Raw genomic sequence first — 24,881 nt, forward strand, 5'->3', positions numbered from 1 at the left:
ATGGCCAAAGCCCGCAAACGATCGCGTCTGATCTTTACAACCCTTGCCGCTGTGCTGATCGGGGCCGGTTTGGCCGCCGCCTTCTGGCCGCGCGCAACGATGGTTGATCTGGGGCAGGTCAAACGCGGTGCCATGCAACTGACCATCGACGAAGAGGGGCGCACCCGCGTCAGCGACGGCTATGTCGTGTCCACCCCCGTGGCAGGCCGGTTGCTGCGGGTCAGCGTTGATCCCGGCGACCCGGTGATCAAGGGGGAAACGGTGGTGGCCCACATGCGGCCAACCAACCCCGCAGCGCTGGATATCCGCACCCGCGAACAGGCACGCGCCGCAGTCGAGGCCGCCGAAGCCGCCCAGCGTGTGGCACAGGCCGATCTGAATGCCGCCATAGCCAATCTTGAACTGGCCAACAGTGAACTGGCGCGCACCGAACGTCTGGCCGAGCGTGATATCGCATCCGATGCCGCGCTGGACCGGGCACGCCAGGTGGCACGCGTGGCACAGGCGAACGTGGATACCGCCGAAGCCGCGATCGCGATGCGGCGCGCACAGGTGGACAATGCCCGCGCGCAACTGATCCGCTTTGATGATCGCGGGCTGGCCGACGCCATTGCCGGTGAAAACGGGGGCGACGATATACCGGTTTATGCTCCGATCACGGGCCGTATCCTGCAAATCATGCAGCAAAGCGAAATCACGCTGTCTGCGGGAACGCCGATCATGGAAATCGGCGACATTACCGGCGATCTGGAAGTGATCGTCGACCTTCTGTCGACAGATGCGGTTCAGGTGTCCGTCGGGGATCCGGTGCTGATTGAAGACTGGGGAGGCCCGCGCGCATTGCAAGGCAGGGTTACCCGCGTCGATCCGTTTGGTGTCACCAAGTTTTCTGCCCTCGGGGTTGAAGAACAGCGCGTCAGCGCCTTGATCGAGTTTACCGAACCATCCGATACCCGTGCTGGATTGGGTCACGGCTTTCGTGTCGAAACCCGCATTGTTGTGTGGCAGGATCCCGACACCCTGATCGTGCCCTCCAGCGCGCTGTTTCGTGTTGGCCAGGATTGGGCCGTATTCCGCGTGATTGACGGCAAGGCGCAGCGCCGGATCATCTCTCTCGGGCGCAATAACGGGATCGAGGCGCAGGTTTTGGACGGGCTGGAAGACGGCGATACCGTGATCCTGTTTCCGACGTCGGGCCTGACCGACGGGGTGCGTGTGACGCAGCGGGTCGCCGATTGATCCGGACCTTCTGTCAAGACGTTACAGAATACTTTCGATTTCCAATTTTCTGTAACTTTATTCTTGATGGGAATCGGTTTTATCAATACACCGACCATGCGGTCGAAGAATGGAGGCTTTTGCCGAATGGACGCATTTATCTGTGACGGGGTGCGCACGCTGATCGGCCGCTATGGCGGGGCGCTGTCCAGTGTGCGCACCGATGATCTAGCCGCGCTGCCCATCACCGCCCTGATGGAACGCAATCCGCAAGTTGCGTGGGCACAGGTGGATGATGTGATCTTTGGCTCGGCCAATCAGGCGGGCGAAGACAATCGCAATGTGGCGCGTATGGCTGCATTGCTGGCCGGATTGCCGGAAGATGTTCCGGGCACGACAATCAACCGGCTGTGCGCCAGCGGCATGGATGCGGTGGGCTTTGCCGCGCGCGCGATCAAGGCGGGTGATTACGATCTGGCCATTGCCGGTGGCGTCGAAAGCATGAGCCGCGCGCCCTTTGTCATGCCCAAGGCCACCAGCGCCTTTACACGATCCAACGCGGTTTATGACACCACCATCGGATGGCGGTTCGTGAACCCGAAGATGAAGGCCCGATACGGTATCGATTCCATGCCGGAAACGGCGGACAACGTTGCTGCAGACTATGGCATCAGCCGTGCGGATCAGGATGCGTTTGCCGCGCGCTCGCAAGCGCGGTGGGCCGCCGCACATGCCGCCGGACTATTTGCAGATGAAATCGTACCGGTCCACATTCCGCAGCGCAAAGGTGACCCGTTGGTGTTTGACACCGATGAACATCCGCGTCCTGACACCGATGGCGCGGCACTGGCGCGGCTGAAAGGCATCAACGGGCCGGAACTGAGTGTGACCGCGGGCAATGCCAGTGGCGTCAACGATGGGGCTGCTGCACTGCTGATTGCTTCAGAACAGGCGGCAAAGGCACAGGGGCTGACACCGATTGCGCGCATTGTCGGCATGTCATCCGCCGGGGTCGCGCCGCGCGTCATGGGTATCGGGCCGGTGCCTGCGACACAAAAGCTGCTGGCGCGCACAGGGCTGCGCATCGACCAGATGGATGTGATAGAATTGAACGAGGCATTTGCCGCGCAAGGGCTCGCGACATTGCGCGCGCTGGGGGTGGACGATGATGCGCCGCACGTCAATCCGAACGGCGGTGCCATTGCGATCGGGCATCCGCTTGGCATGTCGGGGGCGCGGCTGGTGTTGACGGCAGCGCGGCAATTGCAGCGCACCGGCGGGCGCTATGCGCTATGTACAATGTGCGTGGGCGTGGGCCAGGGCGCTGCGCTGATACTGGAACGGACGTAAGGGGAAGGAACAGCAGATGTATGCACAGATGGTTCAGTCAACCGGCGCAGGCGTCAAGGACCGCGCGGACATGACACCGCAGGAACGTGCCTTTCAGGACCGGATCAACGCGGGCGAGAAAATCGAACCGAAAGACTGGATGCCTGACGGGTATCGCAAGACGCTGATCCGCCAGATCGGCCAACACGCCCATTCCGAAATCGTCGGGCAACTGCCCGAAGGCAACTGGATCACCCGCGCCCCGACGCTTGAACGCAAGGCCATCCTGCTGGCCAAGGTACAGGACGAGGCAGGGCATGGCCTGTATCTTTATTGCGCCGCTGAAACGCTGGGGGTCAGCCGCGATGAACTGACCCGCGATCTTTTGTCGGGCAAGATGAAATACAGTTCAATCTTCAACTATCCGACGCTCACATGGGCCGATATGGGCGCGGTTGGCTGGCTGGTGGATGGTGCGGCGATCATGAACCAGGTGCCGCTGCAACGTACATCCTATGGCCCCTATTCACGCGCGATGATCCGCATCTGCAAGGAGGAGTCGTTTCACCAGCGTCAGGGCTATGACATCATGATGAAGATGGCCGCCGGTACATCTGCGCAGAAACGCATGGCGCAGGATGCGGTGAACCGGATGTGGTACCCGTCATTGATGATGTTCGGCCCGTCCGACAAGGACAGCGTGCATTCGGCGCAAAGCATGGCTTGGAAAATCAAGATCAACACCAATGATGAACTGCGCCAGAAATTTGTCGATCAGACCGTGCCGCAGGCCGAATATCTGGGCCTGACCATTCCCGACCCGGATCTGAAATGGAACGACGAAAAGGGCGGGTACGATTATTCCGAACCCGATTGGGCCGAATTCTTTGATGTGATCCAGGGGAACGGCCCGTGCAATGCCGAACGTCTGAACGCGCGCAACGCCGCCTGGGATAATGGTGCCTGGGTGCGCGACGGGCTGTTGGCCCATGCCCGCAAACGGGCCGCAGGAAAGGTAGCAGCAGAATGACCGCAGACACCAATACCCCTACCCGCCACGAATGGCCGCTTTGGGAAATCTTTATCCGTGGTCAGCACGGAATGAGCCACCGCCACGTGGGCAGCCTGCACGCGCCGGATGCCGAAATGGCGATCAAGAATGCCCGCGATGTCTATACCCGCCGAAACGAAGGCGTCAGCATCTGGGCGGTCGAAGCACGCCATATTGCGGCCTCGTCCCCGTCTGACAAGGGGCCGCTTTATGAACCGTCGCAAAGCAAGGTGTACCGCCACCCGACGTTTTTCGACATTCCCGATGACGTGGGTGCAATGTGATGGACGACGCGCTGTTTCAATTCCTGTGCCGTATGGGCGACAACACGCTGGTTCTTGGCCACCGTGTCAGCGAATGGTGCGGCCATGCGCCGATTCTGGAAGAAGATATCGCGCTGGCCAATATCGCGCTGGATCTGATCGGACAGACCCAGATGTGGCTGGGTCTTGCCGCCGAAGTCGAAGGCCACGGGCAGAGTGCCGACGATCTGGCAATGCTGCGCGATGCCTGGGATTTTCGCAATCTGCTGATCGTGGAACAACCCAACGGAGATTTCGGGCAGACCATGATGCGCCAATACCTGTTTGATGCCTGGCATCTGGCGATGCTGAAAGGGCTGGAAACGTCCAGCGACGCGCGCGTGTCCCAGATCGCGCAGAAATCGGTGAAAGAAGTGGCCTATCATCTGGAACGGTCCACGGACACGGTGATCGGCCTTGGCGACGGAACGGACGAAAGCCATGCCCGCATGCAAGCCGCGCTGGACCTCTTGTGGCCCTATGTGGGTGAAATGTTTACCCCTGATGCGGTGGACCGTGAAATGGCCAAGGCGGGCATCGCGCCCGACCCTGCCAGCCTGCGCGCGCGTTTCGATGCCGATGTGGCGCATGTGATGGAACAGGCGACATTGAAAATTCCCGACACGGGCTTTGCCCACAAGGGTGGCAAATCCGGTGTGCAGCATTCCGAACATCTGGGCCATATCCTGACGCAGATGCAATGGCTGCAACGCGCCTATCCCGGGGCTACGTGGTAGGATGAAACCGGCGGTGGCCGACATATGGGACTGGCTTGATCAGGTGCCCGACCCGGAAATTCCAGTGATTTCGGTGGTTGATCTGGGTATCGTGCGCGGTGTGGCTTGGCAGGGAGACACGCTTGAGGTGGCGGTCACGCCCACCTATTCAGGCTGTCCCGCAACGCGGATCATCGCGCTGGATATCGAAACCGCGCTGCGCGATCACGGCGTTGCGGATATCCGCATCAAAACCCAGATTTCACCCGCCTGGACAACCGACTGGCTGACCGAAAAGGGCCGCGTCAAGCTGGAGCGTTTTGGCATTGCGCCGCCGCAAAAGGCCGGCGGACCAGAAAAATGCCCGCATTGCAGCAGTCGCGACATTGAGCGGGTCAGCCAATTCGGTTCCACCCCGTGCAAGGCGCACTGGCGTTGCCTGACCTGCCTTGAACCGTTCGACTATTTCAAATGCCTGTAAGGAGTGCGCCCCATGGCCCGCTTTCATGATCTGACTGTCACTGATGTTCACAAAACGATCCGCGATGCGGTTGTCGTGACGCTGAAGCCTGTCAACGGTGGCGATTTCGAATTCACCCAAGGCCAGTACCTGACGTTTCGCTACGATTTCGATGGTACCGAGGTACGCCGATCCTATTCGATTTGCGCGGGGCTGGATGATGGCCTTTTGCAGGTCGGGATCAAAAAGGTTGATGGCGGTGCGTTTTCCACCTGGGCGAACGAAAACCTGAAACCCGGTGATGTCGTGCAGGCGATGTCACCTATGGGCAATTTCTTTACCCCGCTTGATCCGTCACAGGGCAAAAACTATCTGGGATTCGCGGGCGGGTCCGGCATCACACCGGTTCTGTCGATCCTTAAAACCGTACTTGCGCGCGAGCCCAACAGCACATTCACGCTGGTCTACGCAAATCGCGGCGTCAACACGATCATGTTCCGTGAAGAGCTTGAGGATCTGAAAAACCGTTATATGGGGCGGTTGACCCTGATCCATATTCTGGAATCCGATGCACAGGAAATTGATCTGTTCACCGGGCGCGTGGACCGGGAAAAATGCGCCGCGTTGTTCGAACACTGGATCGATATCGCCAGTGTCGACACCGCCTTTATCTGCGGGCCCGAACCCATGATGCACGCCATTTCCGACAGCCTGCGCAGCCATGGTCTGCGCGATGATCAGATCAAATTCGAATTGTTCAAAAGCGGACAACCCGGCCGCCTGAAACGCAAAGCCGCCGCTCAAGGGGCCGCTGCCGCCAAGGCGACACAGGCCAGCGTGATCATGGATGGCACCGCCCGCACATTCACGATGGATCGGGATCAGTCCGTGTTAGAGGCAGCGCTGGAACATGCAATGGATGCACCGTTTGCCTGCAAGGCAGGCGTATGTTCCACCTGCCGCTGCAAACTGATCGAGGGCGAGGTCGAGATGATCGCCAATCACGCGCTGGAAGATTATGAGGTGGCGCAAGGCTTTATCCTGTCCTGCCAGTCCTACCCGCTGACCGACAAGATCGTCGTGGATTACGATCACTAATGGTTCAAAGCCCGCGCAGACCATCACAGGCAAGGGTGGTGACAAGGCGCGCATAGTCCTGTCGGGCCTGTGAATCGGCGCGCGGGTTCCACATGTAAAACCAGTTCAGCATCCCGAACACCGACATTGTCGTAGCCCGCAGTTTTACCGGGTCGTTCCTGAACACATCCGGTTCGATTTCGGCCAGCACATCGCCAAGCTGGCGCACCATATCACGCTGGTATCCGCGCAAAACGGATTGCTGTTCCTGGGGCAACAGCGGCAGGCCTTCGGTCTGGATCTTGTGTTCGTGGTCCATGCCGTCATAGGCCAGCAGGGTTTGTTCCACGATCCGGTGCAGTTTTTCACGTGCAGGCAGCCCGCTCAGCGGCAGGTTGCAAATCCGGTCGCGCAAGGCAGAAAGATAGCTGTCCAGAATATCGAACAGCAACGCATCCTTGCTGCTGTAATAGTGGTAGATATTGGCCTTGGATATTCCACATTCGCGCGCGACATGGTTCATTGATGCTCGCGCCACACCTTCCTTGGCGAACACGCGGGCGGCGGTTTTCAGGATGTGGCCGCGCTTGGCGTCATAATCCTTGGCAATGGTACGGGCCAAACCGTCAGTCCTTTGGCCGGTTGTCGACGACGCGTTTGGCCTTGCCTTCGGATCGGGCCACCGCTCCGGGGTCGCGCACCAGAACCTCGCAACTGATACCAACGATATCCTTGATCCGTTTGGTCAGCATCCGTTCGGCGGCGGCGCGGCTGGCCTCGTCCGTGGCACCTGTCGCGGCTTCGACATTGACGCGCAGCGCATCCATATGGCCCGCGCGGTAAAGCTCGATCTGGAAATGCGCGGCCACCCCGCCTGTGGCCAGCACCTGTTCTTCGATCTGCGTGGGAAACAGATTGACGCCGCGCAGGATGATCATGTCATCGCTGCGCCCTGTGATCTTTTCCATCCGCCGCATGCTGCGCGCGGTGCCGGGCATCAGCCGCGTCAGATCGCGGGTCCGATAGCGGATCATCGGCAAGCCTTCCTTGGTCAGCGTGGTAAACACCAGTTCGCCTTCTTCCCCGTCCTGAACCGGCTGTCCGGTGTCGGGGTTGATCACTTCGGGATAGAAATGATCTTCCCAGATGTGCAGACCGTCCTTGGTTTCCACGCATTCGTTGGCCACGCCCGGCCCCATGATTTCGGACAGACCATAAATATCGACAGCGTGCATATCGAACGCCTGTTCGATCTCAAGCCGCATGGCATTGGTCCATGGTTCGGCACCGAAGATCGCGGTTTGCAGCGAGCTTTCGCGCGGGTTGAGACCCTGGCGATGAAACTCCTCAAGGATATTGAGCATATAGGATGGCGTGACCATGATCGCCTGCGGTTTGAAATCATCGATCAGCGTTACCTGACGTGCGGTTTGCCCGCCCGACACCGGGATCACCATCGCGCCCAGCCGTTCGATCCCGTAATGCGCACCCAACCCGCCAGTGAACAGGCCATAGCCATAAGCGTTGTGCACCATGTCGCCCCGCCGCACGCCAGAGGCACGCAGACAGCGCGCGACCAGATCGGCCCAGTTGGAAATATCGTTGGCGGTATAGCCCACGACCGTTGGTTTGCCCGTTGTCCCGGACGAGGCATGAACCCGCACGATCTGGTCGCGCGGCACCGCGAACATCCCGAACGGATAATGATCACGAAGATCGGATTTTGTGGTGAACGGGAACTTTGCAAGGTCGGACAGGTCTTTCAGGTCATCAGGATGTACACCGGCATCGTCAAACCGTTCGCGATACATCGCGACGTTGTCATAGGCGTGGCGCAGCGACCATTTCAGACGTTCCAGCTGCAGGGCCGTGATCTTGTCACGGCTGGCAATTTCAATCGGCTCCAGATCATCGCGATTTGGCGTCAGGTCTTTCATGTCATGTCCTCGGATGTCGGTTCTTCGTCAAACAACTGGCCGCGGATGGCGCGCGACTGGCCGCGGAATTCGGCAATCGCCTTGCCGTCCTGATTGGTGACACGCACATCGTAAATACCGTTGCGCCCGATCAGGGAAACCTCGTGCGCTGTGGCGGTCAGTACGTCGCCCATATGGGCGGGGGCCAGATAGGTGATGGCATTGTGCAGGGCAACGGTGGCCTGATTGCGACTGTTGCAGGCAAAGGCAAAAGCACTGTCGGCCAGTGAAAACGTCACACCACCGTGGCAATTGCCGTGCCCGTTACAATGGTGTGGCTGAACATCCATTTCCAGCGTCGCGGCACCTTCACCAACTGCAACGATCCGCATCCCCATCCATTTCGAGGCGGCATCGTCTGCCCACATGGCATCGGCCGATTTACGGGCGCGGGCCTGCGGGGTCATTGGTGACATCCTGCTGAAAAAACAGGCCCCTTCATACGCTTGATCATCCCTGCACCCTTGTCTCTGTGGTTGATTTGAAACTTGCATAAACCGACTGGTTGGTCAATAAAAGAACCTTAAACCGGGCCACGAAGGAACAGACCATGTCACTGCTTGAGGTTCAGAGCTTTGCCGCCGGACACTGGCGCGCACCAGATGCCCATGCCCGCACGATCGAAAACGCGGTGACGGGCGCACCGATGGCCCTTGCGGGCAATGACGCGCTGGATGTGGCAGGTATGCTGGATTATGCGCGCACCAAAGGTGGACCCGCCTTGCGCGCGCTAACATTTCACGACCGCGCTCGCATGATCAAGGCACTGGCCCTGCATCTGGGCCAGCACAAGCAGGCGCTATATGACCTGTCCTATGCCACTGGCGCCACACTGGCCGATCACAAAATCGACGTGGATGGCGGCATCGGCACGATGCTTGTCTTTGCGTCAAAAGGGCGGCGCGAAATGCCCGATGCGCAGGTGTATCTTGACGGACCGGTCGAACAGCTTTCGCGGCAGGGCAGCTTTCTGGGGCAACATATCTGCACGCCGCTGCAAGGTGTCGCGATCCAGATCAACGCGTTCAACTTTCCGGTCTGGGGCATGCTGGAAAAACTGGCGCCTGCCCTGCTGGCGGGCGTTCCCTCCATTGTGAAACCGGCCACGGCCACATGTTATGTGACCGAACGCGCGGTGCGGATCATGCTCGACATCGGCATTCTGCCCGAAGGCGCTTTGCAACTGGTCGCAGGCGGGCTGGGTGACATGCTGGATCATCTGACCTGTCAGGATGTAGTCGGGTTCACCGGTTCGGCCGCCACGGCGCTGAAATTGCGCAGCAAACCGCATCTGTTACAAAACAGCATCCGTTTTGTCGCTGAGCAGGACAGTCTGAACGCGTCGATCCTGGGGCCGGATGCCGCGCCCGGCACGCCTGAATTCGATCTGTTCATTAAAGAAACGCATCGCGAAATCACCACCAAGGCGGGGCAGAAATGTACCGCGATCCGCCGGATCATGGCCCCGCAGGATCACGTTGACGCGGTGATTGCGGCGCTTTCGGACAGGCTGGCGGGAACCGTGATCGGCGATCCGGCACTGGACAGCACGCAGATGGGCGCACTGGTGTCGAATGCTCAGAAACGCGATGTGCTGCAACAGGCCGCCCTGATCGGCCAGGAGGCCACACGCGTGTTCGGCGACCCCGACGCCGTTGCCGTTCAAGGCGCGGATGCAACCAAAGGCGCATTTGTACCACCAATGCTGTTTCACTGTGATGATCCCGACATCGCGCGGCATGTCCATGACACGGAAGCATTCGGCCCCGTTTCAACGATCATGGGCTATCGCGATACGGACCATGCGATCACGCTGGCCAATCGCGGCGGTGGCAGCCTTGTTCTGTCAGTCATCACCCGCGATCCGGATATGGCCCGTGCAGTGGCCACAGGGGCCGGAGCGCTTCACGGACGGATCTACTTCAACAACCGCGACAGCATGGGCGAAAGCACCGGACACGGATCGCCGCTGCCCCACATGGTGCATGGCGGGCCGGGCCGCGCCGGCGGTGGTGAGGAACTGGGCGGCGTACGCGGTGTCATGCACTATATGCAACGCACCGCCATTCAGGGCAGTCCCGACATTCTGACCGGGATCACCGGAACATGGGTGCCCGGCGCAGCCGAAGCAAAAGCGCCCGCCCATCCCTTCACGCGCACATTTCATGAACTGGAGATCGGCGAAACGATCCACACCAGCGCCCGCACCGTGACGCTGGAGGATATCGAGCATTTCGCCCGTTTTACGGGTGATACGTTTTATGCGCACATGGACGAGGATGCCGCCAAACGAAATCCGTTCTTTCCCGGGCGCGTTGCCCACGGATATCTGCTGTTGTCCTTTGCCGCCGGTCTGTTTGTCATGCCCGATGAAGGGCCGGTGCTGGCCAATACCGGATTGGACAACTTGCGGTTAATGAAACCGGTAGAAGCCGGGGATGCCATCAAGGTGCGTCTGAGCGTGAAACAGAAAACCCCGCGCAACGAAGACTATGGCGAGGTGCGCTGGCACGTGACCCTGACAAATCAGGATGACGATCCGGTTGCGGAATACGACCTTTTGACAATGAACGCCCGTCACTAGGGCACGCTTGGCCTGCGGCGCCCGGCGCGGTATAGCCTGCCTATGTCCGCGTATTTCGCCCCGCTTGTCCAGATCCTGACCGCCGGCCAGACCCACAGGGTCTGGTCGGTTTTGATCACCGTGTTCGGCGATCTGGCACAGGACCCCGGCCAGTGGATCAGTGGCCCGACCCTGAACAGCATCATGACCGAAATCGGGATCAAACCCGAAGCGACACGCGTGGCTCTGCACCGGCTTCGCAAGGACGGCTGGATCACCAGCCGTCGCGTCGGACGGCACAGTGATTATGGCCTGACCGATCAGGGGCGCGCGCGAAGCGTCGAGGCCAGCCCGCGCATTTATGGTTCAACAACCGCGCAATCGTCTTGCTATCTGGTGGTATCGGAAACCGGCGATCCGCCCCCTGACGCCACCACAGACAAAACGGGCGCACAGCAGGTGTTGTGGATCACGCCGGCCCTTGGACTGACGGTGGATCGTACAGTCGCGCGCGACAACCTGATCCTGCCAGTGCCGCAGGACAGGCCGTTACCGGACTGGCTGCGAAACCGGGTGTGCAGCGAACATCTGGTTGCGGCCTCTGTGCGAACCGAAGCCGCGCTTGGCGATCTGCGACAGGCGCTGGACACCGCGGTAGAGCTGAACGCTCTTAAGATTTCGGTTTTGCGCGTTCTGGTCGTTCATTCCTGGCGGCGCATTATCCTGCGGGCGCCTGATCTGCCCGATGATGTTTTCCCGGCAGGATGGCGCGGCGCTGAATGTCGTCGCATCACGGCCGCACTGCTGGCTACCCTGCCCCGACCCGATCTGGCGCAACTGGATGCCAAAGCGCCTTAAGCACGCGGATCAGGCGCGGCCAATACCAGCGCTTTGAAGACGCCGTAGCGTGATCGCTGCCGTTGAAACGGGGCAGCGCAACCTGTTCAGGGTTGCCCTGCCCGCCACTTGTCACTCGGCAGCGACCTGAGTGTCCGCCGCTTCGACCCTGACCGCGGAAAACTTGAACTCCGGAATTTTGCCGTAGGGGTCCACCGCCGGGTTCGTCAGGATATTGGCCGCCGCCTCGACATAGGCAAAGGGTAAAAACACCATATCCTCGGCAATGGCGCGGTCTGCGCGCGCCATGATCTGGATCGACCCGCGCCGCGTCGACAACCGCAACATCCCGCCCGGTTCCACGCCCAGACGGCGCAGGGTCTTGGGGTTCAGCGAGCAGTTCGCCTCGGGTTCAACCGCGTCCAGCACCTTGGAGCGGCGTGTCATCGATCCGGTGTGCCAGTGTTCCAACTGGCGACCCGTTGTCAGGATCATCGGATATTCTGCATCCGGTGCCTCGTCGGGCGGAATGACGGAAGCCGGGGTAAATTTCGCTCGGCCACCAGCACGCGGGAACCCGTCACCAAACACAATCGCCTGCCCCGGATCGGTCGGCGAAAGCGATGGATAGGTTACGGCATTTTCACCGCTCAGACGATCCCATGTGATGTTGTTCAGCGACTTCATGTTCAGCTTCATTTCGGCGAACACCTGATCGGGGCCAGCGTAATCCCACGGCAGGCCCAGCCGTTTGGCCAGTTCCACCTCGATCCACCAGTCTTCGCGCGCATCGCCGGGGGGCGGCACTGCGGGGCGGCCCATCTGGACCTGCCGGTTGGTGTTGGTCACGGTGCCTGATTTTTCGGCAAAGGCGCTGGCGGGCAGGATCACGTCCGCATAATTCGCGGTTTCGGTAATAAAAACATCCTGCACGACAAGATGGCTGAGCTTGGCGAGCGCATCACGCGCATGTTCCACATCGGGGTCCGACATGGCCGGGTTTTCGCCCAGAATATACATGCCATGCGTGTTTCCGGCATGCACGTCATCCATGATCTCGGTCACGGTCAGGCCTTTTTCGCTGGAAAAATCCTCGGTTCCCCAGACTTGCAAAAAGGCCGACCGCACGCCGTCATCCGTGACCGGCTGGTAATCGGGCAGGAACATCGGGATCAAACCTGCATCCGAAGCGCCTTGCACGTTGTTCTGCCCGCGCAAAGGGTGCAATCCGGTTCCGGGGCGGCCCACCTGCCCCGTCATCAGCGCCAGCGATATCAGACAGCGCGAATTGTCAGTGCCGTGAATGTGCTGGGAAATGCCCATTCCCCAAAAGATCATGCCCGCTTTGGCACCGGCAAAGGTGCGGGCCACATCGCGCAAGACTTCGGGCGCGATACCGCAGATTTCCGACATCTTTTCAGGGGTAAAGCCTTTCAGGTGTTCCTTTTCGGCCTCCCAGTTTTCGGTATAGGCCTGAATATACTGTTCGTCGTAAAGCTTTTCTTCGACGATCACGTGCATGATCGCGTTCAGCATCGACACATCCGCGCCGGGGCGGAATTGCAGCATATGGCTGGCAAACCGGCGCAGGCCGACGCCGCGCGGGTCCATCACGATCAGCTTGCCGCCGCGTTTGGTAAACTGTTTGAAATAGGTTGCGGCAACGGGGTGGTTTTCAACCGGATTCGCCCCGATGACGATCGCCACATCGGCGTTTTCAATCTCGTTGAACGTGGCGGTCACTGCACCTGATCCGACATTTTCCATCAACGCCGCCACCGAAGACGCATGACACAAGCGCGTGCAGTGATCGACATTGTTGTGGCCAAAACCCTGCCGGATCAGTTTCTGGAACAGGTATGCCTCTTCGTTGGTGCATTTGGCGCTGCCGAACCCGGCAACCGATTTGCCGCCATGTTCGGCCTTCAGCTTTTTCAGACCATCCGCAGCAAAACCCAGCGCTTCGTCCCATGTTGCCTCGCGGAAATGCGTCTGCCAGTTGGCCGGATCAACATTCAACCCTTTGGCCGGTGCGTCCTCACGGCGGATCAGCGGTTTGGTCAGGCGGTGATCGTGGTGGATGTAATCAAATCCGAACCGCCCCTTGACGCACAGGCGGCCTTCGTTCGCGGGGCCGTTGATGCCTTCGACGAATTTGATCTTGCCGTCCTTCACCTTGAGTGACACCTGACAGCCGACGCCGCAGAACGGGCAGACGCTTTCGACTTCGCTGTCGTAATCCGCACTGTCGCCGTGCTGGTGTTCATCCACAACGGTCGCGGGCAGCAATGCGCCTGTCGGACAGGCTTGCACACATTCGCCGCAGGCCACACAGGTGCTATCCCCCATGGGATCGGCAAAATCGAATGTCGGATAGGAATCGTGGCCGCGCCCCGCCATGCCGATCACATCGTTTACCTGCACTTCGCGGCAGGCGCGCACGCACAATCCGCACTGGATGCAGGCATCCAGATTGACCGACATCGCCACATGCGAATTGTCCAGCAGCGGAATGCGCTCTTGCTCCAGCGCGGGCAAGCGGCTTTCGGACACGCCGTTCAGTTCGGCCATATCCCACAGATGCGAGGACCGGTCATGTGCCTGTTCGCGCGGCGGCTGGTCGGCCAGCAGCATTTCCACCACCATCTTGCGCGCATTTTCCGCGCGGGCGGAATTGGTGGTCACAACCATGCCTTCTGCGGGTTCGCGAATGCAGGATGCCGCCAGCACGCGTTCGCCTTCGATCTCGACCATGCAGGCGCGGCAGTTGCCGTCAGGGCGATAACCGGGCGCGGGTTTGTGGCACAGGTGCGGGATGACCAGACCCCGGCCATTGGCCACCTCCCAGATTGTCAGGCCGGGCTTGGCTTCGACCTGTTGGCCGTCCAGTGTGAAACGGATTGTGTCGGACATGGCTCAGACCTCCTCGGGGAAGTGTTTGATGGTCATACGGATCGGGTTGGGCGCCGCCTGCCCCAGCCCGCAGATCGAGGCATCGCCCATGGCAACACATAATTCTTCCAGAAGCGGCTGATCCCAGGTGTCGGCCTGCATCAGCTTCACCGCTTTTTCGCATCCCACGCGGCAGGGCGTGCATTGCCCACAGCTTTCATCTTCGAAAAACCGCAGCATGTTCAGTGCGGCAGCTTTGGCGCTGTCGTGATCGGACAGAACCACAACCGCCGCCGATCCGATGAAACTGCCCAAAGGCTGCAAGGTGTCGAAATCCAGCGGCACATCATTGATCGATGCCGGCAGCAAACCCGAAGACGGGCCACCGGGCTGGTAGGCCTTGAAACTGTGCCCGTCGAGCATGCCGCCGCTGGCCGCGATCACGTCCATAATCGTCGATCCGGCAGGCAAAAGGTACACGCCCGGATTTTTCACGCGGCCCGATACCGAATAGCTGCGCAAACCTTTGCGTCCGTTCAGTTCGGTTGCCGACAGTACCTCGGGTCCTTCGCGGCAGATGCGCGCGACCCAGTGCAGGGTTTCCACGTTATGCACCAGCGTCGGGCGGTTGAACACACCCACCTGAGCGACGAAAGGCGGGCGATGTCGCGGCAATCCGCGCTTGCCTTCGATGCTTTCGATCATCGCGCTTTCTTCGCCGCATATATAGGCCCCGGCCCCACGGCGCAGATCAATATAGCCCGGTTCAACGATGCCAGCCTGTTCCAGCGCCTGAATTTCCTGCGCCAGAATATGCAGTACCGCCGGATATTCATCGCGCATGTAGATAAACGCAGTATCCGCCTCGACGGCCCAGGCGGCAATCAGCATGCCTTCCAGAAACAGATGCGGTGTGCGTTCCAGATAGTAGCGGTCCTTGAACGTACCCGGTTCGCCCTCGTCTCCGTTAACGGCCAGATAGCGCGGCCCGGCATTGGCGCGCACAAAACCCCATTTCTTGCCCGAAGGAAAACCCGCGCCGCCCAGTCCGCGCAGGCCCGAGGCCAGTATCTGTTCCTGCACCGCTTCCCAGTTGCCGCCCGCGCGCAGGGATTTCATCGTTTCATAACCACCCGCCGCTGCATAGTCGGCAAATGTTTCGTAGTCCGGGATATGTGCGTGTGTATCATGCGCGGCGATGGCGGCCTGCACCTTTTCCGGCGTGGCGTGATCGATATGGGCATGCCCCAGTTCCAATACAGGCGCGGTATCACACCGCCCCATGCACGGCGCGCGCAGCACGCGCACTTCGGTCGGGTCCAGCCCGTCCTCCAGCGCGGATTTCAGTGCCTGCGCACCCGCCAGTTCGCAACTCAGGCTGTCGCAGACCCGGATGGTCAACGCCGGTGGCGGGGTTTCGCCTTCCTTCACGACATCGAAATGCGCGTAGAACGTCGCGACCTCATAAATCTCGGCCATCGAAATGCGCATTTCCTCGGCCAGCGCCCGCAGATGCGCAACGTTCAAACAACCGTATTTGTCCTGAACAAGGTGCAGATATTCGATCAGCAGGTCGCGGCGACGCGGCGCATCGCCCAACAGCGCGCGCACGTCTTCCCATGCCTGATCGTCCAGTTGGCGGCCCTTGGGCGTGTGACGCCCCTTGCCCTTACCCGATTTCCAGATGCCCGGTTTGGATTCGTGTAGTGTCATGCGCTGATCTCCCTTGACGGGACCATATCTCAGGTCAGCGCGATAGTTTCCAATACATTTTCAAGAATACGTGATTTGATTTCATTATAATGCATTGCGCACGGCAACACGCAAAGCCCGCACCATCGGCAATTCCGGCGTTTGTTCCTTGATCGACAGGCCCACTGTATGGGTCACGACCGGATCAACCAGATCGAACTGTGCAGTTGATTCAAGGGCAAGGAACGTTTCCGCAACGGCCGTCGGCGCGATCGTTGCGGCGTTCCCGCTGGCCACCTGTGCCATGACGGCGGTAAAGCCTGTTGCCTGCATCACCACTGTCGGAACGGCAGAGACCTGCGCAAAAATAGCATCGATCAGTTGCCGGTTGCGCATATCCGGAGTGAGCAGACACAAAGGAAGCTCTGCCACTTCAGACCATGAGACTTGGGTCTTTCCCGCGGGAACCAGCGATGCAGGCGCGATCAGCACATAGCGTTCTTCATAAAGTTTCACGGTTGTTTCGGGGTCGGCATCCTCAAAATACATGATACCGGCATCCAGCGAAAAATCGTTCAGCCGGATTTCGATCTGGCGGGTGGACAGCGAATGAATTTCGATTGACAGATCGGGATGAAGGCGGCGCAACTGCGAGGAGACATGCGCGGCAAAAGGCATCGCAGTCGGGATCACACCCAGCGTCAGTTTGCCAAACAGATTGTTGTTCAGCGCATCAATGTCCTGGCGCAACCCTTCCACGTCATCCAGCAGTTTGCGGGCCCATTTCAGAACAACCTGACCTTCGCGCGTAAACCCGACAAACGTGTTCCCGCGGCGAACAAGAGGCAGCGCGAACCGGTCTTCCATTTTGCGGATGCGCGTGGAAAACGCAGGTTGAGAGATGCCGCAATCCGCCGCCGCACGCGAAAAATTCTTGTGTCGTGACAGGGCCACAAGCAGTTCCAGATCGCGTAGATCCGGCATCCCCCCGCCAAATTTCCGTTTTGCCATTGCGCCAGCCTGTTTTGCCCTGCGTAAGTTAGGTTTTTCTGCGCTTTTTCACCAGCACATTCGGGACTGTGGCAATGGGGCGGTCACGCCAGAGGCATCTGGCGAACGGCAAACGCCCCCTCTACCGCGTCGGGAGCTTTTCCAGCGTCTCCAGAATCGGGCAATCGGGCCGTTGGTCGCCCGCACATTCACGCACCAGATGTGACAGCGTATCCCGGATCGTCTGCAAATCGGCGATCTTGGCTTCGATCTGGGCAAGATGTTCCTTGGCAATCGCACGCACGTCCGCGCTTGCCCTGCTTTGATCGTCCCAGAGTGCCAGCAATGTACGGCAGTCTTCTATTGTAAACCCAAGGGCGCGGGCACGGCCCAGAAAGGCAAGTTTGTGCATGTCGCGTTCGCGAAAGCTGCGGTAGCCATTTGCGTCTCGCAGCGGCGAAATCAGCCCGATTTCCTCGTAATACCGGATCGTTTTGGCAGGCAGACCGGCGCGTTTTGATACGTCTCCGATATTCATCGGCTTCCTCCTATTCGGCGGCGGCTGCGACAACAGAGCCTGTCGGACCATCTTTGGATCGGGTCTCGTCCAAGGCAGGCGCGATCCAGCGCAGGCGCAGGGCGTTTGTCACCACGAACACGCTGGACAGGGCCATTGCGCCCGCCGCCAGCGCCGGCGACAGCATCAGCCCGAACACGGGATAAAAGACACCCGCAGCAACCGGGATCAGCAAGGCGTTGTACCCGAATGCCCAGAACAGGTTCTGACGGATGTTGCGCATGGTGCGCTGGCTGACATGCAGGGCGTTCACGACACCTTGCAGGTTGCCTGACATCAGCACGACATCGGCGGCTTCAATCGCGACGTCGGTTCCAGTTCCGATGGCGATGCCGACATTGGCGGTTGCCAGAGCGGGGGCATCGTTGATGCCATCGCCGACAAAGGCAATTTTACCCTGCCGGTCTTTCAACTGCTCAATTGCCTCAACCTTGCCCTCTGGCAGCACTTCGGCAATCACCGTGTCGATGCCCAGACGGCCTGCGATAGCATGGGCCGTGGCGCGATTGTCACCGGTGATCATCGCCACGTTCAGGCCCAGATCATGCAGGGCAGCGATGGCGTCTGCGGTCCCGGATTTGATCGGATCGGACACGGCAATAACAGCTGCAAGGCGCCCGTCAATCGCGGCATATAGCGGCGTTTTCCCGTCTTCTCCAAACCGTGCGCCAATGCCGCGCGCCGCATCAAGGGATACCCCTTCGCGCTTCATCAACCGGTCCGCGCCGACCAGAACCCGTTTTCCATCTGCTGTCGCACTGATGCCATAGCCGGTGAGCGAGGTGAAGTCTTCCACCGCGACCAGAGAGACACCGTCTATTCGCGCACGTCGCACGATGGCGGCCGCAATCGGGTGTTCCGATTTCTCCTCGACCGAGGCGACAACGGCGAGCACTTCGGCTTCGCCGAAACCCTCCATCAACGCAATATCTGTAAGCTCCGGTCGCCCCTCTGTGAGCGTTCCGGTCTTGTCCAGCGCAATGGTTTTCACGTCATTCAGTGCTTGCAGCGCGTCACCCTGCCGGAACAGAACGCCCAGTTCCGCAGCCCGTCCGGTGCCGACCATGATGGATGTGGGCGTTGCCAGACCCATTGCACAGGGGCAGGCGATGATCAGAACCGCCACCGCCGCCACCAATGCAAAGCTGAGCGCGGGATCGGGGCCAACCAGCACCCAAGTCAGAAAGGTAAACATGGCAACACCCATGACCGCAGGCACAAACCACAGCGTAATCCGGTTCACAAGATCCTGTATCGGAAGCCTGGCGCCCTGCGCTTCCTCGACCATGCGAATGATCTGGGCCAGCATTGTATCGCTGCCGACCTTGGTAGCGCGAAACATCAGCGCCCCGGTTCCGTTCACCGTTCCGCCGACCACCTCGGAATCGACCGATTTTTCAACCGGCACCGGTTCGCCGGTGATCATGCTTTCATCGACATAAGAACCGCCCTGGGTCACGACCCCGTCGATTGCGATTTTTTCACCCGGCCGCACCTGAACAAGATCGCCGACAACGATATCATCAACAGACAGTTCGATCAGGCGACCGTCCCTTTCGACTTGCGCGGTTTTGGCGCGCAGGCCCACCAGCCTGCGGATCGCCTGACCGGTGCGGCCTTTTGCGCGCGCCTCAAGATAGCGGCCCAACAGAATAAGTGTCACGATCACGGCAGCCGCTTCGAAATAGACAACCCGCGTTCCATCCGGCAGCAACCACGGCGCAACCAGGGCCACTGTGGAAAACCCCCATGCTGCGGACGACCCCAAAGCCACAAGGGAATTCATATCGGGCGCGCCTTTGAACAGCGCCGGAAAGCCGTTGAGGTAAAAATGCCGGCCCGGCCACGCCAGAACGATTGACGTCAACACAAACTGAATGGTCCAGCTTGTGTTCATTCCCAGTACGGACATCACCCAGTGGTGAATGGCGGGCACCGCATGGCTGCCCATCTCAAGAACAAAAACCGGCAGAGTCAGAACTGCCGCGATAACCGTCATTCGCTTAAGGTTGGCGGTTTCTTCAGCCTTCCGGTCGGTCAGCGAACGGTCAGTGCCCGGCGCATCTATCAATGTGGCAGGATACCCTGCGGCGGTTGCAGCCTGCGCAATGGCCCCGGCGGGCACCGATGTGCCCAACACCTGAACGATTGCCTGTTCCTGCGCCAGATTGACTGATGCAGAAACCACACCCGGCATTGCCGCCAACGCCCGTTCCACCCGCCCGACACAAGACGCGCACGACATGTTTTCAACGGCAAACCGGTATGTTTCCACATCGGCCGGGTATCCGGCACTTTCAAGCGCAGACGCGGCCTGATCTGCACTGAACGTTTCATCAACATCCGTGCAGGCCGTTTGCGCCGCAAGGTTCACGTGAACGTTCTGTACGCCCTTTACAGCCTGCAATGCCTTTTCAGCGCGCCCGACACATGAGGCGCAACTAAGGCCGTTCAGGCCGAATACCAGTGACTTCTGCTGTTCCACAACGGGACTCCGAACATAATCTGGCCTCTAGATAGGGGTTCCAGTTACAGGAAGGTCAAGCCCGTGGCCCCCGAAAACTTCAAACCGGCGCGGGCCGATCAAAATTTGGCAACCCGCTTTGCCTGAACCGTGAAAACCCCAATACATCAAAGTCCGATACGCTGTGACAGCGCCAGCAGTGCCCGCCTGAACCGCATGATCCAGCCACTCAAAACGGCAATTTCAACGCGCTTGTTTCAATCGCATCAATCGGTCTTGCATCCTCTCATTTCCTCGCATAATAGAAGCTCCGCAAGCGTCGGGATTCTGTGATCCAATTGCACCGCAATCAAATGACAGGGCTTTCAAAGCTTGCAAAAAAACCACGAAAGCGACAGTGTTTTCTCGGTTTGCCCCTATAGCTCAGCTGGTAGAGCAACTGATTTGTAATCAGTAGGTCCGCGGTTCGAGTCCGTGTGGGGGCACCATAAAAATCAATAAAAACAAAAACTTGAAAGACGCAAACGGAAGAGATCGTAGTCTCGGTAGTTTTGTGTCCGCCTGAAGTCCGCATGTCTCACTAATCAGCGCGTAGCCTCAACGGAAAAGAAATGGCTTCTAAGAAATGGGCACAGTTATGCTTATTCCAAGACATGGCAGGGCCTGAGTCCGACACAGCGATTGGCAGCGTCCGCCCGATAGCCTAGTTTTACGGGATTACCTAACGGGGGCCTTCCATGGATTTCCTTTTGTTCTTCCTTTTTCTTGCCGCATCAATTTGCGCTGGGGCAACTGGAGCGCTGTTCCCAACAGGGTCCTGGTATAAAGGTTTAAACAAGCCTTCTTGGGTACCACCAAACTGGTTGTTTCCGGTGGCTTGGACGTCCATCTATTTGCTGATCGCATTCGCTGGCGCTCGCGTGGCCGGTCTGGAGGGCAACGCATATGCGATGGCATTCTGGGCCATTCAGATCGTGCTCAACGCGCTTTGGACGCCAGTATTCTTTGGGCTGCGCCATCTACGTGCCTCGATCCCTATCATGGCCTGCTTGTGGTGCGCGGTTCTGGGGGCGACACTAACCCATTGGCAATTGGACACATGGGCTGGGCTTGCGTTCATGCCCTATCTGGTTTGGGTGAGTGTTGCGGCAGCCTTAAACCTTTCCATGGTACGCCTGAACCCGGATCAGAAACCGTTGGATATGGCGAATTTGTGAGTTTTGGCACTGCTACTACAAATCACTACCTTTACGACTCATTCGCTGGGCACAATTCCGTTAGCCCAAACCTGAAACAAGCAGCACCGGGTAATCGGGTTATCAGATCAGAAAAGACTGGTAATGTGAGTTTAGCACATTGAGGAAAAGTACATGGTAGTATGTGGATGCGAGATTTCGGCAAAAGAGGTTCGGCTTGCCGTCGTCCACCTAAATGATGACGGTAACGTGGAGATGCGTCGACCAAAGACCACCCGAATAGAGCTCGAGGATGACACATCTGAGGCCGATCTACGTTCATTCCTAGCAGCTCTTCACGACTTTGCCCGCGAAAACGAAATTGACACCTTTGTGATCAAAACCCGTGCCAAAAAAGGCAGAATGGCCGGTGGAGCCGTATCCTTCAAAATCGAAACTCTAATCCAACTCGTTGAAGGTTGTGATACGAGGTTTGTCAGTCCGGTGGCCCTTGCTCACTTCGCCAAGAAAGAAGTCGAGGCATATCCAGATAAACTTCCTGTCTATTTGAAGAATGCCTTTCTTTCCGGCGCACATGCTTTGACTAGGGGCTGATACCCAACTTGGCTGAGCAGGTAAACGTGAGCATAGATTTCAGTGAGAAGCAGAGCCATTCGTAGGCTTCGTCCATTTGTAGAGCGAATGCGTGCTTACCCCCAAAACGCCGTGAAACCTCGCGAACCGGGTACCCCCGCACCGTGATCTGCTGCACCGCGTCCCGCTTAAACTCGTCGCTGTAATTGCTTGTCCCCATGTCGGCCTCCTAGCCTCAAAGTTAGTTGGCAAGGTTCTCAATAGCCTTCAAAGTACGCCTATCGTCTCCGATGGGCGCGATCCCGGGCGAAATCTGATTTGCGGGCACTATTCGTCGAATGGATCACAGACAGATCAGACCGTTTCGTCAGTGAGCTAGACGCATACCTCGCCTCCCAAGGCTCAATAGCGTCTGACTAATTGCCGCATTGTTCGCGTCTCGATGGTTCTGACGCTGCGCAGCGAAAGTGGGGTTTGGATTTAATGTCAAATAGCCAAGTTAAACGGCCGCAATGGCGACGTGAGCTGCAACGCGGCGACAGGCATGCCGCAAAACGCGAAGCGGTGCTGCGTCCGCGATGTAACAAAACCGAATGACGGGAAAGTCCCGCGTCTTACCCATTCGTCCGACCCGCAGCGAAGGTCCGGAATTCCCAGTCCCGCCATTCGCGCATCGCGCAGAGAAGGTCCGCTGCGAGCCCGGAGCAGACATCAGAACGCCGTTCTTTCTATGTCCAAATCATTGGAGTTAATTATCGTCATACCGCGCGATTAGCATTGGTTTCCTCGGCATCATTTGCTTAACTGCGCCCAGCGATGCGAGAAACGAGAAGCTTCAGTGCCAACGAATGGATGAAAAGAGTTTTTCAATGAACATATTGAGATATCTGGCGGTATGAGATTTGTGCTGGTGGCAGCAGGACTGTCGATGATCCTTCTGGCTGGTTGTGCGACTGGTAACAGAACCTTTGAACAAACTCCCTCCTTTGCGCCTGAGCAGCCGACCGGTACGAGGCTCAGTCAAGCAACGCGAAATCTGGGTGATCCCCGCGATGGGCGCTCTGGTGTAAAAGTCATCGGAAATGGCGAGGAAGCTTTGGCAGCCCGTATCGCGCTGGCAGAAGCCGCCGATAAAACGATCGATGCTCAGTATTACCTTTTGCATAATGATTTAACAGGACAGGTTTATGCGTGGAGCCTGCTCCAAGCCGCCGACCGCGGTGTTCGAGTTCGCCTCTTGCTCGATGACATGGACACTGCAGGCTATGACGCAGCAACCGCAGCACTTGATTCCCATGAAAATATTGAAATCAGGTTGTTTAACCCGTTTTGGCGAGACCAAAGCTTGGTTGCGGCAGGTCTTACCGATTTCAGAAGGATCAATCGTCGAATGCACAATAAGTCGATGACAGCCGATAATGCTATGTCGATTGTAGGTGGCCGTAACATTGGTGATGAATATTTCCTCGCGAAAAAGGAAATGAACTATTCGGATTTGGATTTGCTGCTGGCCGGGCCCGTAGTCGGTGAAGTTTCGGAGAATTTTGACCTGTATTGGAACAGCAAATTTGCCGTGCCTGCGCGCGCCGTCATTGGCGAGCCGGAAGGCTTTAGCCTGAAGGAAACGCGCGCTCGGCTAAATCAAATCATAGGTGATGCACGTGAAACCAAATATGCAAACGTTGTTCGTGCGGCACGGGAGCAGAATTTCACCGCATCGACGCTGAAGCTCGATTGGGTCCCAGCTAAAATGTACTCGGACCCGCCCTCGAAAGCGGCAGGCGAAGACAACACAGATGAAATTCTAGCATCGCAGCTCGTTCCTTATTTTGCTCAGGCGAGTTCAAAGGTTGAGATCATTTCGGCGTATTTTGTGCCACGCAGGCGAGGTACTGAGTGGCTGCGAGAGCTCGAGAATCGAGGTGTTGAAGTACGTGTCGTTACCAATTCACTAGCGTCAAATGATGTAAAACCGGTCTATGCGCATTACGCAAAGACGCGCCGAAGTCTATTAAAGGGCGGTGTTGAACTATATGAACTGAGGCCGGACGCAGACAGCGAAAATCAACGCGGCGTCAATTGGGGGCAATCCCAATCTGGTTTACATGCCAAAGCGTTTACGATCGATGGTCGGTATATGTTCGTCGGTTCCTTTAACTGGGATCCACGGTCGGTAAACATCAATACTGAGATGGGTATCCTTATCGACTCTGAGCAATTCACTGAAAGCTGGTCAGCAAAGCTAGGCGGTGTATTGCTGACAGAAACCTATTCTATTCGCCTAGAGGAAGACGATCGGATTTCTTGGACGGAAACGGACGATGGTGGTGCGCAAATCGTCTATTACTACGAACCTACCGGCTCGTTTTGGGATCATTTTGTAGCAGGGATTTATGCACTGATACCGTTCGGTTCGCAGCTCTGATGTTCCAGGTCCAAGTTTAGGTCTTGGCAGGATAAGGTTGCTTAAGCGAGGCGAAATGGTTTTGCACGGTGTTGTCTTCCCGACACGGCTATCTCACAAGTCGGTTTTCGAGCAGCTGCGTAATTATATCCCGACAAATGCCCTAGCGTCGATTTGACTGATCAGCTCTTTGAACGCAGAGGACCGCGTCTCTTCCGATCAAGGTTCTCGAAATAGTTCAACCTTGAGATCGGCGACATCCAAAACCGGTGACCTCGAAGGAAGTTTATCCACCCACGCTCCTGCCTGAGGATTTCGACAGGGATCCCTTTTTCGATGAACCTTGCCTGTAGCAGACTTGCGGCGAAGAGATCATCCACAAGAACGGCGGGCCCGAAGACCTCGGGATCATCATCCCATTCGTAGAACGACAAACCCTTTCCGGTAGTGCCGACCTTCTCCGGTCCCAAACCGTGATCTTCAAGAAACACAACGGCCTCAGTCGTCGGAGCGTAGTTGGCCTGCCAGACATCCAGCTGTCCCATGCCGACGGAGGGTATGATC

At 58.3% G+C, this 24,881-nt stretch carries 21 protein-coding genes, 1 tRNA gene and 1 pseudogene; 13 read left to right on the plus strand and 10 right to left on the minus strand.

Going from position 1 to position 24,881, the window contains the following annotated elements:
- The 7 genes from OLX72_RS02305 (at position 1) to OLX72_RS02335 (ending at position 6,174) form a co-directional block, all read left to right on the plus strand.
- Positions 1-1,239: an efflux RND transporter periplasmic adaptor subunit gene (locus tag OLX72_RS02305; protein ID WP_114869041.1), complete on the plus strand. Its 1,239-nt coding sequence runs from the start codon at positions 1-3 to the stop codon at positions 1,237-1,239.
- Between the two features lie 126 nt (positions 1,240-1,365).
- The gene (pcaF, locus tag OLX72_RS02310; RefSeq protein WP_114869040.1) at positions 1,366-2,568 is read left to right on the plus strand and encodes a 3-oxoadipyl-CoA thiolase; all 1,203 of its coding nucleotides are present in this window, start codon (positions 1,366-1,368) and stop codon (positions 2,566-2,568) included.
- Between the two features lie 16 nt (positions 2,569-2,584).
- The gene (gene paaA / locus OLX72_RS02315) at positions 2,585-3,577 is read left to right on the plus strand and encodes a 1,2-phenylacetyl-CoA epoxidase subunit PaaA (RefSeq protein WP_114869039.1); all 993 of its coding nucleotides are present in this window, start codon (positions 2,585-2,587) and stop codon (positions 3,575-3,577) included.
- Positions 3,574-3,882 carry a 1,2-phenylacetyl-CoA epoxidase subunit PaaB gene (gene paaB, locus OLX72_RS02320; RefSeq protein WP_114869038.1) on the plus strand — a complete coding sequence of 103 codons (309 nt, stop codon included), beginning with the start codon at positions 3,574-3,576 and terminating at the stop codon, positions 3,880-3,882. The genes paaA and paaB overlap by 4 nt, the downstream gene beginning before the upstream one ends.
- The gene (gene paaC / locus OLX72_RS02325; RefSeq protein WP_114869037.1) at positions 3,882-4,637 is read left to right on the plus strand and encodes a 1,2-phenylacetyl-CoA epoxidase subunit PaaC; all 756 of its coding nucleotides are present in this window, start codon (positions 3,882-3,884) and stop codon (positions 4,635-4,637) included. The genes paaB and paaC overlap by 1 nt, the downstream gene beginning before the upstream one ends.
- 1 nt (position 4,638) lies before the next feature.
- A complete protein-coding gene (gene paaD / locus OLX72_RS02330; protein WP_114869036.1) occupies positions 4,639-5,097 on the plus strand; it encodes a 1,2-phenylacetyl-CoA epoxidase subunit PaaD in 459 nt (152 codons plus the stop codon).
- A gap of 12 nt (positions 5,098-5,109) precedes the next feature.
- The gene (locus OLX72_RS02335; protein ID WP_433989702.1) at positions 5,110-6,174 is read left to right on the plus strand and encodes a 2Fe-2S iron-sulfur cluster-binding protein; all 1,065 of its coding nucleotides are present in this window, start codon (positions 5,110-5,112) and stop codon (positions 6,172-6,174) included.
- A gap of 4 nt (positions 6,175-6,178) precedes the next feature.
- Here OLX72_RS02335 and OLX72_RS02340 read toward each other — a convergent pair whose 3' ends face one another.
- Genes OLX72_RS02340 through paaI form a run of 3 tightly spaced genes read right to left on the minus strand, consistent with a single transcriptional unit; the run spans position 6,179 to position 8,536 of the window.
- Entirely contained in the window at positions 6,179-6,775 is a 597-nt protein-coding gene (locus tag OLX72_RS02340) for a TetR/AcrR family transcriptional regulator (protein WP_114869034.1), read from the minus strand.
- Between the two features lie 4 nt (positions 6,776-6,779).
- Positions 6,780-8,090, minus strand: coding sequence for a phenylacetate--CoA ligase PaaK (gene paaK / locus OLX72_RS02345; protein ID WP_433989703.1), 1,311 nt, complete (start codon positions 8,088-8,090; stop codon positions 6,780-6,782).
- Positions 8,087-8,536: a hydroxyphenylacetyl-CoA thioesterase PaaI gene (gene paaI / locus OLX72_RS02350; protein ID WP_114869032.1), complete on the minus strand. Its 450-nt coding sequence runs from the start codon at positions 8,534-8,536 to the stop codon at positions 8,087-8,089. The genes paaK and paaI overlap by 4 nt, the downstream gene beginning before the upstream one ends.
- Before the next feature lie 143 nt (positions 8,537-8,679).
- On the opposite strand from paaI, the gene paaZ reads away from it, so the two are divergent.
- Complete coding sequence (paaZ, locus tag OLX72_RS02355) at positions 8,680-10,713, plus strand: phenylacetic acid degradation bifunctional protein PaaZ (protein WP_433989704.1); 2,034 nt, start codon at positions 8,680-8,682, stop codon at positions 10,711-10,713.
- A gap of 42 nt (positions 10,714-10,755) precedes the next feature.
- Positions 10,756-11,550, plus strand: coding sequence for a PaaX family transcriptional regulator C-terminal domain-containing protein (locus OLX72_RS02360; protein ID WP_114869031.1), 795 nt, complete (start codon positions 10,756-10,758; stop codon positions 11,548-11,550).
- A gap of 111 nt (positions 11,551-11,661) precedes the next feature.
- Here the strand turns inward: OLX72_RS02360 and fdhF are convergent, their stop codons facing one another.
- The 5 genes from fdhF to OLX72_RS02385 form a co-directional block, all read right to left on the minus strand.
- Positions 11,662-14,442 carry a formate dehydrogenase subunit alpha gene (gene fdhF / locus OLX72_RS02365; protein ID WP_114869030.1) on the minus strand — a complete coding sequence of 927 codons (2,781 nt, stop codon included), beginning with the start codon at positions 14,440-14,442 and terminating at the stop codon, positions 11,662-11,664.
- 3 nt (positions 14,443-14,445) lie between these two features.
- Complete coding sequence (locus OLX72_RS02370; protein ID WP_114869029.1) at positions 14,446-16,134, minus strand: NAD(P)H-dependent oxidoreductase subunit E; 1,689 nt, start codon at positions 16,132-16,134, stop codon at positions 14,446-14,448.
- A gap of 84 nt (positions 16,135-16,218) precedes the next feature.
- Entirely contained in the window at positions 16,219-17,124 is a 906-nt protein-coding gene (locus OLX72_RS02375; RefSeq protein WP_114869028.1) for a LysR family transcriptional regulator, read from the minus strand.
- Positions 17,125-17,245: 121 nt separating this feature from the next.
- The gene (gene cueR, locus OLX72_RS02380) at positions 17,246-17,641 is read right to left on the minus strand and encodes a Cu(I)-responsive transcriptional regulator (protein WP_114869027.1); all 396 of its coding nucleotides are present in this window, start codon (positions 17,639-17,641) and stop codon (positions 17,246-17,248) included.
- Between the two features lie 10 nt (positions 17,642-17,651).
- On the minus strand, positions 17,652-20,165 hold the full coding sequence (locus tag OLX72_RS02385; protein ID WP_433989705.1) for a heavy metal translocating P-type ATPase: 2,514 nt from the start codon (positions 20,163-20,165) through the stop codon (positions 17,652-17,654).
- A gap of 391 nt (positions 20,166-20,556) precedes the next feature.
- Between OLX72_RS02385 and OLX72_RS02390 the strand changes: the two genes are divergently transcribed.
- From OLX72_RS02390 to OLX72_RS02400, 3 genes are all read left to right on the plus strand, one after another.
- A tRNA-Thr gene (locus tag OLX72_RS02390) sits at positions 20,557-20,632 on the plus strand.
- Between the two features lie 249 nt (positions 20,633-20,881).
- Positions 20,882-21,361, plus strand: a complete 480-nt coding sequence (gene tspO, locus OLX72_RS02395; RefSeq protein WP_433989706.1) for a tryptophan-rich sensory protein TspO — start codon at positions 20,882-20,884, stop codon at positions 21,359-21,361.
- Between the two features lie 153 nt (positions 21,362-21,514).
- On the plus strand, positions 21,515-21,934 hold the full coding sequence (locus tag OLX72_RS02400) for a DUF3010 family protein (protein WP_114869019.1): 420 nt from the start codon (positions 21,515-21,517) through the stop codon (positions 21,932-21,934).
- A gap of 66 nt (positions 21,935-22,000) precedes the next feature.
- Here the strand turns inward: OLX72_RS02400 and OLX72_RS02405 are convergent.
- Positions 22,001-22,133, minus strand: a pseudogene (locus tag OLX72_RS02405) (transposase); the annotation flags it as partial.
- Between the two features lie 675 nt (positions 22,134-22,808).
- Between OLX72_RS02405 and OLX72_RS02410 the strand changes: the two are divergent.
- Positions 22,809-24,338, plus strand: a complete 1,530-nt coding sequence (locus OLX72_RS02410; RefSeq protein ID WP_433989707.1) for a phospholipase D family protein — start codon at positions 22,809-22,811, stop codon at positions 24,336-24,338.
- A 161-nt stretch (positions 24,339-24,499) separates the two neighbouring features.
- Here the strand turns inward: OLX72_RS02410 and OLX72_RS02415 are convergent, their stop codons facing one another.
- Positions 24,500-24,862, minus strand: a complete 363-nt coding sequence (locus OLX72_RS02415; protein WP_433989708.1) for a hypothetical protein — start codon at positions 24,860-24,862, stop codon at positions 24,500-24,502.
- Positions 24,863-24,881: the final 19 nt, after the last annotated feature.

The sequence above is a fragment of the Sulfitobacter sp. TBRI5 genome (genome assembly GCF_051013555.1).
In the GTDB taxonomy this organism is placed as follows: domain Bacteria; phylum Pseudomonadota; class Alphaproteobacteria; order Rhodobacterales; family Rhodobacteraceae; genus JL08.

What these genes read in the sequence shown, in the direction of transcription:
- paaB (WP_114869038.1), top strand. Translation starts at nt 3,574, where the DNA reads ATGACCGCAGACACCAATACCCCTACCCGCCACGAATGGCCGCTTTGG.
- cueR (WP_114869027.1), bottom strand. Translation starts at nt 17,641, where the DNA reads ATGAATATCGGAGACGTATCAAAACGCGCCGGTCTGCCTGCCAAAACG.
- OLX72_RS02400 (WP_114869019.1), top strand. Translation starts at nt 21,515, where the DNA reads ATGGTAGTATGTGGATGCGAGATTTCGGCAAAAGAGGTTCGGCTTGCC.
- paaD (WP_114869036.1), top strand. Translation starts at nt 4,639, where the DNA reads ATGAAACCGGCGGTGGCCGACATATGGGACTGGCTTGATCAGGTGCCC.
- tspO (WP_433989706.1), top strand. Translation starts at nt 20,882, where the DNA reads ATGGATTTCCTTTTGTTCTTCCTTTTTCTTGCCGCATCAATTTGCGCT.
- paaC (WP_114869037.1), top strand. Translation starts at nt 3,882, where the DNA reads ATGGACGACGCGCTGTTTCAATTCCTGTGCCGTATGGGCGACAACACG.
- OLX72_RS02410 (WP_433989707.1), top strand. Translation starts at nt 22,809, where the DNA reads ATGAGATTTGTGCTGGTGGCAGCAGGACTGTCGATGATCCTTCTGGCT.
- paaI (WP_114869032.1), bottom strand. Translation starts at nt 8,536, where the DNA reads ATGACCCCGCAGGCCCGCGCCCGTAAATCGGCCGATGCCATGTGGGCA.
- OLX72_RS02335 (WP_433989702.1), top strand. Translation starts at nt 5,110, where the DNA reads ATGGCCCGCTTTCATGATCTGACTGTCACTGATGTTCACAAAACGATC.
- OLX72_RS02360 (WP_114869031.1), top strand. Translation starts at nt 10,756, where the DNA reads ATGTCCGCGTATTTCGCCCCGCTTGTCCAGATCCTGACCGCCGGCCAG.
- OLX72_RS02415 (WP_433989708.1), bottom strand. Translation starts at nt 24,862, where the DNA reads ATGGGACAGCTGGATGTCTGGCAGGCCAACTACGCTCCGACGACTGAG.
- paaA (WP_114869039.1), top strand. Translation starts at nt 2,585, where the DNA reads ATGTATGCACAGATGGTTCAGTCAACCGGCGCAGGCGTCAAGGACCGC.
- OLX72_RS02370 (WP_114869029.1), bottom strand. Translation starts at nt 16,134, where the DNA reads ATGACACTACACGAATCCAAACCGGGCATCTGGAAATCGGGTAAGGGC.
- fdhF (WP_114869030.1), bottom strand. Translation starts at nt 14,442, where the DNA reads ATGTCCGACACAATCCGTTTCACACTGGACGGCCAACAGGTCGAAGCC.
- paaK (WP_433989703.1), bottom strand. Translation starts at nt 8,090, where the DNA reads ATGAAAGACCTGACGCCAAATCGCGATGATCTGGAGCCGATTGAAATT.
- paaZ (WP_433989704.1), top strand. Translation starts at nt 8,680, where the DNA reads ATGTCACTGCTTGAGGTTCAGAGCTTTGCCGCCGGACACTGGCGCGCA.
- pcaF (WP_114869040.1), top strand. Translation starts at nt 1,366, where the DNA reads ATGGACGCATTTATCTGTGACGGGGTGCGCACGCTGATCGGCCGCTAT.
- OLX72_RS02305 (WP_114869041.1), top strand. Translation starts at nt 1, where the DNA reads ATGGCCAAAGCCCGCAAACGATCGCGTCTGATCTTTACAACCCTTGCC.
- OLX72_RS02375 (WP_114869028.1), bottom strand. Translation starts at nt 17,124, where the DNA reads ATGGCAAAACGGAAATTTGGCGGGGGGATGCCGGATCTACGCGATCTG.